This window comes from Dictyobacter halimunensis, from assembly GCF_036245075.1.
The window spans coordinates 647,095-661,463 of record NZ_BSRI01000001.1 but is presented as its reverse complement, the minus strand read 5'-3'; the positions used below and the strand labels follow the sequence as shown (position 1 = coordinate 661,463).

The 14,369-nt window shown below is 53.2% G+C and carries 12 protein-coding genes; 7 read left to right on the top strand and 5 right to left on the bottom strand.

Annotated features, from left to right (window positions below):
* Window positions 1-8: 8 nt before the first annotated feature.
* The gene (locus tag AABA21_RS02825; RefSeq protein ID WP_338247447.1) at window positions 9-914 is read left to right on the top strand and encodes an MIP/aquaporin family protein; all 906 of its coding nucleotides are present in this window, start codon (window positions 9-11) and stop codon (window positions 912-914) included.
* A 58-nt stretch (window positions 915-972) separates the two neighbouring features.
* On the opposite strand, the gene atpE is transcribed toward AABA21_RS02825, so the two are convergent.
* Window positions 973-1,197, bottom strand: a complete 225-nt coding sequence (gene atpE / locus AABA21_RS02820) for an ATP synthase F0 subunit C (RefSeq protein ID WP_126602276.1) — start codon at window positions 1,195-1,197, stop codon at window positions 973-975.
* A 274-nt stretch (window positions 1,198-1,471) separates the two neighbouring features.
* Here atpE and AABA21_RS02815 point away from each other — a divergent pair, with 274 nt between their 5' ends.
* The 3 genes from AABA21_RS02815 (at window position 1,472) to AABA21_RS02805 (ending at window position 3,991) form a co-directional block, all read left to right on the top strand.
* Complete coding sequence (locus AABA21_RS02815; RefSeq protein WP_338247446.1) at window positions 1,472-2,176, top strand: LuxR C-terminal-related transcriptional regulator; 705 nt, start codon at window positions 1,472-1,474, stop codon at window positions 2,174-2,176.
* A 91-nt stretch (window positions 2,177-2,267) separates the two neighbouring features.
* Window positions 2,268-2,525, top strand: a complete 258-nt coding sequence (locus AABA21_RS02810; protein ID WP_338247445.1) for a hypothetical protein — start codon at window positions 2,268-2,270, stop codon at window positions 2,523-2,525.
* Between the two features lie 479 nt (window positions 2,526-3,004).
* Entirely contained in the window at window positions 3,005-3,991 is a 987-nt protein-coding gene (locus tag AABA21_RS02805; RefSeq protein WP_338247444.1) for an NAD-dependent epimerase/dehydratase family protein, read from the top strand.
* 230 nt (window positions 3,992-4,221) lie between these two features.
* Here AABA21_RS02805 and AABA21_RS02800 read toward each other — a convergent pair whose 3' ends face one another.
* A complete protein-coding gene (locus tag AABA21_RS02800; protein ID WP_338247443.1) occupies window positions 4,222-5,280 on the bottom strand; it encodes a lactonase family protein in 1,059 nt (352 codons plus the stop codon).
* Window positions 5,281-5,630: 350 nt separating this feature from the next.
* On the opposite strand from AABA21_RS02800, the gene AABA21_RS02795 reads away from it, so the two are divergent.
* From AABA21_RS02795 to AABA21_RS02785, 3 genes are all read left to right on the top strand, one after another.
* The gene (locus AABA21_RS02795) at window positions 5,631-6,908 is read left to right on the top strand and encodes an ArgE/DapE family deacylase (protein WP_338247442.1); all 1,278 of its coding nucleotides are present in this window, start codon (window positions 5,631-5,633) and stop codon (window positions 6,906-6,908) included.
* Window positions 6,909-7,027: 119 nt separating this feature from the next.
* Window positions 7,028-7,705 (top strand): TetR/AcrR family transcriptional regulator, encoded by a 678-nt coding sequence (locus tag AABA21_RS02790; protein WP_338247441.1) that lies wholly within the window; start codon window positions 7,028-7,030, stop codon window positions 7,703-7,705.
* 26 nt (window positions 7,706-7,731) lie between these two features.
* Window positions 7,732-8,943 (top strand): cytochrome P450 family protein, encoded by a 1,212-nt coding sequence (locus AABA21_RS02785; RefSeq protein WP_338247440.1) that lies wholly within the window; start codon window positions 7,732-7,734, stop codon window positions 8,941-8,943.
* Between the two features lie 137 nt (window positions 8,944-9,080).
* On the opposite strand, the gene AABA21_RS02780 is transcribed toward AABA21_RS02785, so the two are convergent.
* The 3 genes from AABA21_RS02780 to AABA21_RS02770 form a co-directional block, all read right to left on the bottom strand.
* Window positions 9,081-12,134, bottom strand: coding sequence for a beta-galactosidase (locus AABA21_RS02780; RefSeq protein ID WP_338247439.1), 3,054 nt, complete (start codon window positions 12,132-12,134; stop codon window positions 9,081-9,083).
* Window positions 12,135-12,312: 178 nt separating this feature from the next.
* Window positions 12,313-13,215, bottom strand: coding sequence for a carbohydrate ABC transporter permease (locus AABA21_RS02775; RefSeq protein WP_338247438.1), 903 nt, complete (start codon window positions 13,213-13,215; stop codon window positions 12,313-12,315).
* Between the two features lie 148 nt (window positions 13,216-13,363).
* Window positions 13,364-14,368 (bottom strand): carbohydrate ABC transporter permease, encoded by a 1,005-nt coding sequence (locus AABA21_RS02770; protein WP_338247437.1) that lies wholly within the window; start codon window positions 14,366-14,368, stop codon window positions 13,364-13,366.
* Window position 14,369: the final 1 nt, after the last annotated feature.

Here is a 14,369-nt window from a genome sequence, read left to right as displayed (position 1 = left end):
TTCGTCATATGGATAACCATATAATGGATGACTATGTTAATGATGAGCCAGAAGAAATTGACGCTCATTCGGCTATGGGACAGAGGGCTACAGGTCCATCTGTGCATGGGCGTGGGGTTGAGCGTAAGAATGTCAGCGCGGTCGTCGCGGAGTTGATCGGAAGCTTCTTATTTGTGTTTGTGGGGGCAGGTTCAGTCATAGCCAACACCTGGATGCAGGGGGCGATTGGCCTGCCAGGAATCGCTGTGGCCCATGGCCTGGCGCTGGCCGTGCTGATTACCATCTTTGGCGCCACCTCAGGCGGACATTTTAATCCGGCTGTGACCATCGCTTTTCTGGTGGCGCGGCGCATTACATCGGGTCTGGGCTTCTGTTACATTGTGGCTCACCTGGTGGGCGCCGTCCTTGCCGCTCTGCTCTTACGGGTTGTCTTTCCCGCATTTGTGTGGAAGGCCGCTCAACTGGGTACACCGGCCTTATCCAATAGCGTATCGATTGGAGCGAGCGTCGCGGTGGAGGCGTTGCTGACCTTCTTCTTACTCTTAGCTATCTACGGCACCGCGATTGATACACGCGCGCCAAAGTTTGGTGGCTTCTGTATTGGATTGACCATGACGGCCTGCATACTCGGTGGTGGGGTATTAACGGGAGGTATCATGAATCCAGCGCGCTCCTTTGGGCCTGCCCTGGTGAGTGGTATCTGGACCAACCAGTTCGTCTACTGGATTGGTCCGATCGTGGGCGCCGTTTTGGCGGCCTGTGTGTATGAATACCTTATTTTACCGCGTTCGCACAATGAAGAGCAGCTCCTTGAGCCAGGTACCGACTCGGAAGAGAGCGTCGTTCCTCAACAGGTGAAAGAGTGCAACTTCGAGGCAGACCATTCTCCGTTTAGCCTGACGGGTGACCAGTAATATCCTGGCGGATGGGCCTTACCATGGCCCATCCCTTTGGTCGCTGGTGGGTAGAGTATTAACCTTGGTGAAACACCAGCAGAATGGCGATCACGAGTGAATAGACGGCGATCGTCTCGGCAAATACCAGGCCGAGCAAGAAGTTGGTCCTCAGGGCTGATGTCGCCTCGGGATTGCGCCCTATCGCCTCATATGCCTTGCCATTGGCGAGCCCCATCGCCAGTCCCGCGCCAATCGCACCGAGTCCAATCGCTATGCCCGCCGCAATTAATGGTGAACTCATATCTTTTCTCTCCTTTGCTTCCCGCATCCATCGCTGGATTAGCTATATCTTATTTTTTACTGCACCTTTATTGTAGCTAAAAAAACGTACAATACCTATCGTCCGTTCGGGTGAGTTGGTAGATGCTAAAAGGAGTAGTACATCTCCTCACCTTTTCCATTTCCGTCTCATCCTGATGGATGTCATCTGGCTGATTATTGGTTTTAACACAGCCATTTTTGCTATAATCAGAAGGAGAATAGAAGAGAAAAGAAGTATCCTTTGAGGAGGATCGATGGAGAACCACAAGCAGAGAAAGATCCGCCTTTTGATTGCCAGTGCCTGCGATGTGATCGTGGAAGGATTATACAGCATACTTTCAGGCAATCATGAGATTGAACTGGTCGGGTGCGCGACCAGCATTCCCGAATCCATTCGCCTGGTGGGCGAATGTGAACCGGACGTCTTGCTGATTGATCCCCATATGTCGGACATAGATGGCCTGCGCGCCATTGAGCTGATTTGTGGAGAATGGCCCCAGGTAGCCATTATTGTGTTGACGGCCAATGAGCATGAAGAGCACATGTTACGCCTGCTGCGCTCTGGCGTCTTTGCCTATTTAACGCCTAAAGTGAAACGGACTCTGTTGATCCACGCCATCCATACCGCCGCACAGGGCCATACCCTGCTCCATCCAGCCATCATCAAGCGTTTGCTCACGTTAATGCAGACGCCTGAAGCAACAGTGGTAGCTCCTAAAAGTGAGCAGGCCCCTGCCAGAGAAAATGTTGAATTAACTGGACGCGAACGGGAGGTATTGCTGCTGGTAGCGCATGGTGAGCGCAACAAAGAGATCGCAGCCCATCTGGGTATTAGCGAACCAACTGTGAAATCGCATCTCGCCACCATCTATTACAAATTAGGTGTCGATTCGCGTGCGTCCGCCGTAGCGACCGCGCTCGAACGTGGCATCATCACCCTTCAAGGAAGATGCTCCTAAAAAAAGTACTTGTTGTTAACCCTCTTTTGTTGTATAAGAGGTAGTGGAATTTTAATTTTGTTTCTTGCATTCCTGGGAAAGAGATATCATTGTGCAGAACCATTCAAACGGCCAGATAGACAATATAGATGAACAAGAGCTTGACCAACAGGGCGAAGAGGAAGAGGTGGCCGAAATTATTCCACCTCGCAAAACCAACTGGCTTCTCTGGGCAATAATCATTCTGGTGATTATCGGCTTTGCTATCTTTGGTGTGACAACGTTACAGCACCATCCCCCTCTGCCATCTGATACCACGGGTGCGCTTTATCACCTGGTGACTTCTACTGCTAGTATTTTGCCTCTTTAAGACGGTATCAAAAATATATCATATAGCCGTCAGCATGCAGGCGTGGGTTCAGCACACATGCACGCTGACGGCTGCCTGATCCTGCCCGCGAACCGATTGTGTGGTCAGCTTATAGGCTATAATAGCTATCAGATCTGGTTCAATGATGCGATATGTACCTCCATTGCGACGTATATTTTGGTGGATGTTGCCTGCTTCTCATGAAATCGGGTGCCATTCGTCCATTGTATGGATACATTGAAATATATGGATTGCATTAATGCATTTTCCATATGCTGCAAGTGCCAAACTTCGTTTGTGAGGATACTATGGATGTTATCGCGATGCCAGATATAAGGCGACTGTTTGCCTATCTTTATATATTGGATGGGAGCCTGGATCAGATGGATTAACGAGTTTTACTTATTTACCTGCTGGATGGAAGGGAAGTGTATTGCGGTGGGGACGATCGCTCGTGCTTGAGTTAGAAGGATAAATACGTGAAGATTCTCGTTACTGGCGGGACCGGTTTTCTGGGAAGGCGCCTGGTTTCAGCCTTGTTGGATCGAGGGCACCAGGTATATATGATGGGGCGTAACTTCTCGCGTGTGCAAGAACTGATGCGTGATGGCGCTATTCCTATAGCCTGTGATTTACGTGATCGTGAGGCGGTGTTTACTGCCTGTGCTGGAATGAATACCGTATATCATGTTGCCGCGCTGGTAAAGCCATGGGGGGACTGGACAGATTTCTTCGAGATCAACGTTGAGGGTACGGCTACCGTGCTGGAGGGATGTCGCAGGCATAATATCCGACGCTGTATCTATGTCTCAACTTCAGGCGTTACCTTTAACGGGCAAAATCAACACAACATTACGGAGTCAGCTCCTTATCCGCCTCGCTTCTCTTCTCCGTACATCCGTTCAAAATACCAGGCAGAGAAACTGGTGAAGGCGGCCAGCGATGTCCCAACGGTTATTATCCGCCCACACGCTATCTTTGGGCCTGGTGATCGCTGGTTACCCCGTATGCTGGAATATGCGCGCCAGCAGCGCCTCTATCAGATTGGCAATGGCCGCAATCGCAGCGACGTGACCTATGTGGATAACGTCGTTCACGCCTTACTGCTAGCCCTGTATGCTCAGAACATCTGTGGCAAAACATATATCATTACCAACGATGAGCACATCGTTTTATGGAATGCGCTGCGTGTTATTCTGCAGCGCCTAAAGCTCTCCGAATCTTTACATACTCTTCCGCTCCCCTTTGCGCTGATGGCGGCGTCCGCTATGGAGAGGCGAGCCAGCTGGATAGGGAACACTCCTATGCTGACACGCTACACCGCTACCATGCTGGCTTGTACCCAGACCTATGATATCAGTGCGGCGCGCAAAGACCTGTCCTATGAACCGGTGGTCTCGGTTTCCGAAGGCATTGATCGTACCCTGGACTCCTTGAAGCTGCATAGAAGGTGGACCATATATTGATGTGCATATATGAGTCATCCCAAACTTTTGAAAAAGTTCCCAAAACCAGGGGTGCAGGGTCCTCCCTGCCGGGGTGTGGGGACTTGATCATGCCCCAGCATGTTCGCCCACACCCCGGCAGGAGGGCTGGCCGCCCTCCCTCCTGCATCTCCCGCTCTGGGAGCGCAGAACCTATTTTGCGGATTTTTCAAAAATCCGGGATAACTCATATATGCCTTCTTTTCCATGTGTTAGTTGAAGATTTTGAGGCAAACGGGATGTGGCAACTGGAGATTTTCTCCCGTTACTGTAAGCTTGCCGGTTTGCTTGTCAATGTTGTAGCTGACAATATTGCTGGAATACTGGTTCGCGACCAGGAGCAGGTCACCGTCGGGAGTCAGGGCGAAATTGCGCGGCCCCTGACCGCCGGTGGAGACGCGTTCGACGTGTATCAGCTTTCCATCGTCGGCATCGATGCTAAAGACCACAATGCTATCGTCTCCTCGATTCGACGCGTAGAGAAAGCGTCCCGATGGATCAATGCGTATCTCGGCGCAGGTATTGGCACTACCTGTGTAATGCGCCGGTAACGTACTGACGGTTTGCACCGTGGTGAGTGTCTGGATGTCGGGATTATATGTGAAGGCTGTAATTGTCGAGCTCAACTCATTGATCACATAGGCATAATTTTGCTGGGGATGAAAGACAAAATGGCGTGGCCCCGAACCGGGTTCCACCATGGTATCCCCCTGGATCACCAACTGGTTAGACATACTATCGAGCTTATAGATGATGATCTTATCCAGCCCCAGATCTGGCACGTATACATAGCCTCCGCTGGGATCAATGTTGGTGGAATGTGGATGAGCCGCATCCTGGCGTTCAGTATTGATGCTGCTCCCATGATGTTGTACCTCGTAAGCCAGGTCCCCAAGCTGTCCATCGGGCAGTACTGGATACAGACAGATGTTCCCGCCGAGATAATTCGCCACGGTCAGGTACTGCTCCTGGTCAGCAAGGGCGAGATGGCATGGCGCCGCTCCATTGGTTGATTGCTCATTGAGTCGTGTCAGCTCTCCCGTTTGGGAATTGAGCGCATACGCCACGACGGACCCGGGCTGGTTATCTGTCTCGCTGACGGCGTAGAGGCGTGTCTGATCGGCATTGACGGTCAGAAAAGAAGGGTTCAGGATGCCGGCTGTGCTGTTAACAAGGGTCAGCTTCCCCGTTTCACTATCCAGCCTGTAAACATAAATGCTCTGTGCATCTTTTTCCGCGTAGGATCCAACATAGACGGTTGAAAGACTCATTACAAATCCGTTCCTCTCTTATGTATGCATATCATAATAGTGATGCTGCTTTTTCCTTTTTGCGTAGAATGTGTCCAGAAACCAGAGGGTTAGCACCTGCAGCGCCAGGCTGAGGTAAGCCCCCGCTCCTGGATCTGCAGCATACCATCAATGTGGGCATCGGACATACTGGCAAAAGGGCTCTCATAGAAACACACTCTTATTATATGGCACGAGATGCAACTTTAGTATGCTACAGGTGAGTCATCTTTGCTTGACGCCTCAAACTGCGAATGGTACCTTCTAAACATATCAAGAGGCTGATGGTGTTTGGGGCAGGTATTGTATTTTGCTGGAAGAAGGTATGACTGATGGCACTAACTGTAATTGAGCAAAAGGTTCTGGACTCACTGGATGAGGATGGGTTGCTCGCGTCTGTACGTGAGCTTTTGCGCCTGCCGAGCAGAACCGGGCAGGAGGCGGAGGCGCAGCACTGGCTGGCGCGGCGCATGCGAGACTTTGGACTATCCGTCGATGAATGGACCATTGATGTAGCGGAACTGCGGCGCCAGGCCTCGTTCCCTGGTATGGAGGTTGATCGCAGTGAGCGCGAGGCGGTTGGACTGGTCGGAACCTGGCAGGGCGGTGGTGAGGCGGGCCGACGCCTGATCTTTAACGGCCATATCGATGTCGTGCCCGAGGGCGATCGTACGCAGTGGACCCATGATCCCTGGGGCGCTGAACAGGATGGCGACCTTGTCTATGGACGCGGCGCCTGTGATATGAAAGGCGGGCTGGTCGCAGCCCTCTACGCCATCAAGGCGATTAATGACTCTGGTGTGACGCTTCCCGGTTCTTTGATGTTGCAGAGCGTGATTGGTGAGGAGGATGGTGGTCTGGGGACGTTCGCGACCCTGCTGCGTGGTCATCGTGGTGATGCGGCGATCGTGTGTGAGCCGACCGATCTTGATGTGGTCCCCGCTCAGGCGGGCGCCCTGACGTTTCTGGTACATGTCAGTGGAAAGTCGGCCCACGCCTGTATGCGCCTGGAAGGCGTCAGCGCGATCGAGAAATATCTCGATATCCACCTGGCACTGCTCCAATTAGAGCGCGTGCGCAATAGCGACATCTCCCATCCCCTGCTGGGAAAATTTGATCTCCCCTATCCGTTGAATATTGGTCGTGTGCAGGCAGGCAACTGGTCCTCTTCCGTGCCGGATGAATTAATTTTTGAGGGCCGTATCGGAGTGGCGATGGGCGAGAGCTGCCAGGCGGTACGCGAGCAATTTGAGCAGACTATGCGCACCCTGACCGAGACCGATCCATGGCTGCGCGACCATCCTTTAACCGTCACATGGACCGGCGGCCAGTTTGAAAGTGGCGAAATCCCTCATGACCATCCTCTGGTACAGAGTTGTGCAGGCTGCGTACAGGAAGTGACTGGCCATGCACCCACGATTAAAGGTATTACCGCCGGTACTGATCTGCGTCAACTGGTCAACCTGGGCCAGATTCCTGCTCTGCTGTTGGGACCCGGCGATGTGCGCGTCGCCCACATGCCGGATGAACATGTTCGGGTCTCTGAACTGCTAACAGCTGCCCGCTCCTATATTCTGATCGCTCTGCGCTTCCTGCAGGCGAATCCATAGCCTCTCTCAACCTTACCCGGCGTCAGCGACGCTTGACATGTTCGTGCTTCGTTCTCTATAATGTAACCAGATAGTTACGTAACTATCTGGTTACATTATAGAGAACGAAGAGGACAGGTATGTCACCTGATAAGAGAAGAGGCGAGGCCACACGCGAGACGATCCTGATGGCGGCGGAGGACGTGTTTGCGGAACATGGTTTTGAGGGGGCGCGCGTCGACGCGATCGCTGAGGCCTCCGGATACAATAAAACCTTGATCTTTCGTTATTTCGGCGATAAGCTAGGCCTTTATGTGGCCGTGCTGAAGCATGCTGATAACACGGCGAATGAGTTGCTGGCGCGTGCGTTTGCTCCTTTTCTGGAGGATGATACCGCTTTTCTGTCCGCGTCACAGCTGAGGTTGTTCCTTGAAACAATGCTGCAAACCCTGTTTGATTATCTGCTTGAGCATCCCCGTTTTGTGCGCATGATGACCTGGGAGATGGCCGGTGGCTGGCGCACCTATGCCCAGATCTCCTCGCAGTTTTCAACCGCGGATCGCGACCAGTTCGAGCTTCTTTTCCAGAGGGCGCGCAGTTCTGGACTCCTGCGCTCTGATTTTATTCCTGTATTGCAACTGGCGACGGTGGGACAGATCTGCCTGACGTATCTGGCATCCCTCCCTCTCTATCAAGTGATGCTGCCGGGAGAGGATATTTCCTCAATCGAGAGCCTGGCACGTGCGCGCGACTACATCGTCAGGTTTGTTGTGGCCGGAATGATGGCTGATTCCACAGAAATTGAAAAAAGAAATTGAAAAACGGTGAAAGGAAATTAACCCGTATGACACAAATCTCCCTGAGCGAGCTCTTCTCGCATAAACACAATCCCTATCCAATTTATGCACAACTGCGCGAGCAGGTCCCCCTCGCCAGGTTTCGCTGGATGGGGACAGATATGTGGTTGTTGGCCGGTTATGACCAGGCCACCACCATTTTGAAAGATCCACGCTTCACCATGGACTGGCAGAAGGTGCAGCCCGCGCAGACTGGGCGCTCCGATGATGTGGCCTCCTCTTATATGCCTCTTGCCTGGAGCAAGCATCTGCTCAATACAGATCCGCCTGATCATACGCGCCTGCGCACCCTGGTATCAAAGGCGTTTATCCCGCGCATGATCGAGCAGTTGCGACCACGTATCCAGCAGTTGATGGATGGTCTTCTGGACACGGTTCAGGCACAGGGGGAGATGGATCTGGTTGCCGGCGTTGCTGTTCCACTACCGATTGCAGTCATCTCTGACCTGCTAGGTATCCCTGTAGAGGATCGCAAGCTTTTTCGTACCTGGACACAGATTATCGTCCAGAGTCAGGGTGCCGCTCCCGGGCAAGGCGCATCTGGCCTTGAGGCCGAGAAAGCATTTGTTCGCTATATCAAAACGTTAATAACGAATAAGAGCGCACATCCTGACAACGATTTGACAAGCCAGCTTGTGTTGGCTGAAGAGGCGGGAGATAGGCTGAATGAGGATGAACTTATCTCAATGATTTTCCTGTTGATCACGGCTGGCCATGAAACGACGGTCAATTTGATTGCCAACGGCATGCTGGCATTGCTTGAGCATCCTGATCAGATGCGGCTCCTGTGTGCCGATTCCTCCTTGCTACCCGGGGCCGTCGAGGAACTGTTGCGCTATACATCTCCTGTAACGCTGTCCGGGCCACGCTGGGCTCTTGAAGATGTTTCCTTGTATGGTCAGGTGATCCACAAAGGTGAAATGGTCAGGTGCGCGTTGCTCGCGGCCAATACGGATCCACAGCAATTTCCTGATCCCGACGTGCTGGATATCTTGCGCCGAGAGAATCAGCACGTGGCCTTTGGCAAGGGTATCCATTTTTGTTTGGGGGCCCCGCTGGCACGCCTGGAGGGGCAGATCGCTATCGGTACGTTACTGCGTCGCCTTCCGCATCTGCGCCTGGCTTGCGATCCCCAACAGCTGACCTGGAAGGAAGGTGGCTCCCTGCGTAACCTGGTCTCCCTACCTGTGACGTTTTAACCCATCGCAATTGCTTAGACAGAGTCAGCAGGCAGTTATGAAACAACTGCCTGCTGGCTCTGCCGTATTTTTGCGTCGTGCGTTGCCTACAATTGAATTGCGCGCAATTCAATTGTAGGCAACGCATGCCCCTTTTTTTATAGGAGATGGACGCCTCCAAAGCACAGATCGCTGCCGTCATCCTTGTGCAGGATCGCTCCCGCGCGGCCGGGTTCGACCTGCACGCGCTGACCATCCTCTAGCTCAATCTCACCAGGTTGTGAGCTTTCAGAGACGATGAGGGTGAGCTTTCCGTGCTTCAATGGTTGTTGTGCCATGAGATATGGGCTCTCTTGCTGGCAGCCGCGACCGTCTACCGCGAGTATCTCCTGGTAGATGGAACGAATGGCTTCTGTGCTCTGTGACTGTTCAATCGGCAGGCCCGACCAGAGAATACGGCCTTTGCCACGTGTATATTCACGTATCTGGTTGTGTGCCTTCTTGATGTACGCGATTTTGTCACCGTTGTAGATGAACCGATATCGCTGCCCGGCGCGCCCCTGCAGCTCTTCATAGCGTGAAACTGGTCTGATCTCTGGCAGGTCAGATTCAATATCAGCAATGTGGATCGGCATAGAGAGATTATGCTGATCCTGCCCCAGTACTCCACTGACCAGGAGCGTCGCCCCCCGTTCTACGAAGGTGAGTAAAGCCTGCCAGGCTGCCTGGGATAGATATTGTACGCCGGGGAGAATGATTGTTTGTGGCTGCTGCTGCTCGACCAGTTCTTCCAACTGCTGTTCGCCGACCATTTGCGGAATGATACCCAGGTCGTAGCCCAGAATGCGAATGTTCTGGCGCGTCGCTTCCAGGGCCAGATCAGGGCGCAGGAACCATTGTGAATAAGGGATGATGACCCAGGTGGCGGGTGGTTGTGTTGGTTCGATAATCTGTCCTGTGAGCTCCTGCATCAGGCGTCCTACCTCGTGTACTACCTGTAATTCAGGTTTCATACTACCGTCGGGACGGATCAGGCCAATACTATTCTCGTTATCGCTGGTCATGTACGCGTTGATATGCCAGAGCCATTGGATCAGGCCAGCGCCGCGTCCGATGAGGCCCGTTATCAGTTTGCGTTCGAGCAGGTTGGCGCATTCCTGTTCGCTGCGCAGTGGTCGCATATCGACATCGCGCACCAGCATAACCCCGATCTCCTGGATGATGTTGGGGCGTCCGATATGCTTATCCAGCAGCATGTCACAGAGCAGGCTATCGTTGTTCCACCAGGGATGGGTTGTGCCGTAATCGAGGGCCTGGGCATAGAACTGGGGTGCGATGCGTGAGCAGGCCTCGTCCTGACCGACGCCGATCAACGTGGTGCAACCTGCGGCCCGCATCGCGGCCGCGGTCTGCGCCGCCCAGCGCGTAAACATATCCTGCGAGAAAAAGGTATAGTCCATCACCTTGAGCATATTGCGCGTCTCGGTGCCACGGGGATCGGTGATATAATCGGCCGCCAGCGGTAGGGTAACCTGGTCCCAACTGGCGAAATCTCCTGGTGTCTGGCGCCAGCGCTGCTGCAACTCTGTAATGCTATAGCGCTCGGCCAGCCAGGAGCGGAAAGCTGCCAGTTCATAGCGATCGTAGTTGGGGAGAGGACGCTGGCTAAAGATCATCTGGGGATCACCGAAGCTGGGCTCGTTGATGAGGTCCCAGGAGAGTAGCTGAACCTGCGCATAGCGGCGCGCCAGGATCGTCACAAAATCCAGTTGACCCTGGAGTGAGCGCGGGTCCAGCCAGGGATTGCAGCCCTCAAAGAGCGGTGGATAAAAGGAAAAGAAGGTAAAGATAAGCTGGATCTGATATTTACAGGCTGTCATGACGAACGCGTCGAGCGCCCTCAATGATGACTCATTGATACGGCCGGGCTCTACCATCATGTCGCGCCAGCCGGTCCAGATGCCTGTGCGGATGGTATTGACGCCCGCCCGCTTCATGGCGGCGAAATCGGCGTCCCAGCGCGCCGGATTGGGCTGAGCCAGGAACTTGCGTTGCACCTTGCTATCCATATACGTCGTGCCATAGAGGGGGAAGGGCTCACCCTGCCGGTAAAAATAATCCCGGCCGACCTCTAGATGCAGATCTTTGCTGGCCTCTACCAGGGCTGTGTCCCATACCCAGAAGCCCGTCTTTTCATGCCATTCCAGCCCCTGCTCATTTTCGAAGCATATCTCTACGCTGTAGAGTCCCGCTTCCTGCAAAGGATCTGATAGCTGAACGCTGCGTTCCTGCACATAGGGAGATCCTGGTAGTTCGGTATTGAAGGTCTGCATAACATCCCCTTGAGGGGTGGAGACCGTTATTTCAACGCGATGGCCCTGGCGTGCGCGTGATGAGATGGTCACAGCGGGTGTTTCACCCGCACGATAACAGGCCTGCTGAGGCCACGCCTGCAGTACCGTCATGCCTGCCGCAGCCTGAAGGATGAATTGCTGGATCGGCTCCGCCATGGCCAGCCATAACTCGGGTGTTGTTGGTTTCCAGAGAGAGAGCAACCAGCGCCCGCCCTGAAAGCGTCCTGATTGCTGATCGAGCAGGGAGATCAACGTGGCCAGGTGACCGCCTCCTACTTCGGGCACCTGTGCGTCCAGGTAGAGCAGTGGCGTTAAGAGGGTATCAAAGGGGCCGGCCGCTCCCATATCCTCTGGATGGTCAGAGACCTGGGTGAGCTTGGGATAAAACGACCAGCAGGAACCGGCCTGTGCGGCCGGTAACGATGGCATCTGTGTAATATGTGTAAAGAGATGACCTGTAACGGCGGCCGCGTTTACACGTAGAGTGGCTTCTGGAAGTTGGAGCGCAAAAGAAGGTCCCAGATAGATCTGCTGTGCGTACGCCTGCTGTTCGGATTCGACGCTTCCATCCGCACGTGCAGGACGTGTAAAGGGCATGCCGCCAAATATCGCTATATTTCCCCCGCGCTCCAGATATTCCAGCAGAGAGGGCCACGCATCTTTGGGAAAATAGGGACCATGAAATGAAATAAAAAGTTCAACGTTTTCTTGCAGAGCGGAACTGAGCATCGCTGCATCCACAAAACGTGCCTCTCCAGGGATAAGTTGTGTCAGGGTCTGGGGAGAGTACCAATCGGGATAGGATCGGTCGGAAAAAACAAGAAACTTCGTTTGCCTACGAGTCTGTATGTGCTCCATAAGATTTCTCTCTAGATCTAACAATGTATCTTACTATCGTCATAGCAGGGTCGCGTGTGTGCCCCCGTACGCGCGTCCGCTGCGCGGCCGCGCTAGTTTTGTATATTGGTGCAGCAGGGCCGCATCCGCGGCCCTGCTGCACCAATATACAAAACTAGTATGTTCACTCCTGAACATTTTACTTCACATCAGCAATGCTGACACCACTATCAATGTAGCGCTGTCCTATGGCATAGAGGATAACTGGAACAACCAGCGCAACTAGCGTCGCAGCCATCAACTGTGGATCAACTGATTTGAAGGGGTTAGAGAAAAAGAGCAACCCCAGGGGAACCGTACGGTTGGCGTCGCTACTGAGGTAGATCAATGGACCCCAGGCGTCGCGCCAGCTGCTCAGGAACGTGAAGATGGCTACCACGATCAGAACCGGTCGTGATTGTGGCAGGATCATGTTCCAGAAGATGCGGAAGCTGCCGCAGCCGTCGATGCGCGCGGCCTCGTCGATCTCGCGTGGCAGGCCGATGAAGAACTGCCGGAACAGGAAGATGTTAAATGCGCTCCCAAAGAGCTGTGGCACGATAATTGGCAGATAGGTATCGATCCAGCCGAGATTCCTGAAGATAATGTAGAGCGGAATCGTATACATCTGAGATGGAATCATCATCGTTGCCAGCAGCAGTACAAACAGCGGGGTCCGTCCGCGGAAGCGGAAGCGCGCGAAACCATAGGCGACGATCGCCGATGAAAAGGTGGTCGCGATGACCGCAAAGACGGCTAGCCAGATGCTATTGAATATATAGTGGGCGAAATTATATTGGGTAAAGACCTCAACATAGTTGGACCACTGCATAGGATTGGGTATCCATTGAATGGGGATCGCGAAATACTGAAACTCGTTCTTCAAGGAAGATGAGACCAGCCAGAGAAACGGCATCAGAATCAGAAAGCTCAATATGATCAGGATGGCGTAAGTCCAGATATAGCTCAGGCGCAACAACCGTCGGCCCCGTCTCTGTCGTCTCTGATTAAATGCCTGTGTTGTAGAAGAAGATGGCCTTCCAGCCCTCTGTATCGTACTCATAACCTCGCCTTTCGTTACGAAAGATTTTTTCCCTCACTCTTCTCCGCCGCCGTGGGCGTCAACAGGTGAATAGCAAAGCTTTGCTTTTTCCTTCTTGTTAAGAGGGACAACGCTGTCTTGTCTCCACCAGACGTTCTGTCACCGGTACTTAATTCTCTTGCTCGCTATAGTGACTGAAGCGAATCGACGCAAGTACAAAGAGCGTCAGAATTAACGTGATGACAAAGACGGTCACCGACAATGCTGAAGCATAACCATAATCATTGGAGATAAAGGCACGTCGATAAATGTACGTCAGGAACACGGCCAGGCTATTGTGATAGCCCAGGGGATTCCCGGTACTGACGGTTCCCTGGCTGGAAGCAAAGACCAGCGGGGTTTCAAAGACCTGGATATGCCCGATGAGGGTCAGAATGGTATTGAAGACGATAACCGGTGAAAGCAAAGGGACCGTAATCCGCCAGAAGGTAGACCATCTCCCCGCCCCATCAATCCTTGCCGCCTCGTAGTAGGTCTCCGAAATGCCTTTCAAGCCGGCCAGAAAGATCAACATGGTGCCGCCGATAAACCAGACGTTTACCAGAATCATCGCGATCACACCGATCCAGGGGCGGCTGTAATCGCCCAGCCAGTTGACGGGAGCGACGTGGAACAGACCGAGAAAGACATTTGCCAGGCCGTTGTCGCCGGCGGCGAAGATCGCCTTAAAGAGCTTCGCGATCGCCACACCTACCAGGAGACTTGGGATATAGAGTACCGTACGGAAGAAATGGTTTCCGGGGAACTTCTGGTTGAGCAGCAATGCCAGTCCCAGCCCACCCACAATGCTAATGACTGTCGAACAGAGCACGTAGGCCACCATGTTTATGCAAGCTTGCACGAAGATGGGGTCACGTGTCAGGATATCCTGGTAATTTTTGAAACCGATCCAGGCCGGATCATTGAACAGGTTAAATTTGGTGAAGCTATAGTAGAAGGTCTGGGTGATTGGCCACAGCCCCAGCAGCAGAAAGCCAATCAGCCAGGGACTGATATAGAGATAGCCTTTCAGACCTTCGCTGCGCCACAGTCGCTGAAAGAAATTTGGCCGCTTGTAGCCTTGCGAAGACGAGCGACTGGACAGTGTCGGTTGTTGTTGTGACGTAGATATCATG

Bases quoted from the DNA above. Each gene is read 5' to 3' on its own strand.
- AABA21_RS02825 (WP_338247447.1), top strand. From the start codon at position 9: ATGGATAACCATATAATGGATGACTATGTTAATGATGAGCCAGAAGAA.
- atpE (WP_126602276.1), bottom strand. From the start codon at position 1,197: ATGAGTTCACCATTAATTGCGGCGGGCATAGCGATTGGACTCGGTGCG.
- AABA21_RS02815 (WP_338247446.1), top strand. From the start codon at position 1,472: ATGGAGAACCACAAGCAGAGAAAGATCCGCCTTTTGATTGCCAGTGCC.
- AABA21_RS02800 (WP_338247443.1), bottom strand. From the start codon at position 5,280: ATGAGTCTTTCAACCGTCTATGTTGGATCCTACGCGGAAAAAGATGCA.
- AABA21_RS02795 (WP_338247442.1), top strand. From the start codon at position 5,631: ATGGCACTAACTGTAATTGAGCAAAAGGTTCTGGACTCACTGGATGAG.
- AABA21_RS02790 (WP_338247441.1), top strand. From the start codon at position 7,028: ATGTCACCTGATAAGAGAAGAGGCGAGGCCACACGCGAGACGATCCTG.
- AABA21_RS02785 (WP_338247440.1), top strand. From the start codon at position 7,732: ATGACACAAATCTCCCTGAGCGAGCTCTTCTCGCATAAACACAATCCC.
- AABA21_RS02780 (WP_338247439.1), bottom strand. From the start codon at position 12,134: ATGGAGCACATACAGACTCGTAGGCAAACGAAGTTTCTTGTTTTTTCC.
- AABA21_RS02775 (WP_338247438.1), bottom strand. From the start codon at position 13,215: ATGAGTACGATACAGAGGGCTGGAAGGCCATCTTCTTCTACAACACAG.
- AABA21_RS02770 (WP_338247437.1), bottom strand. From the start codon at position 14,368: ATGATATCTACGTCACAACAACAACCGACACTGTCCAGTCGCTCGTCT.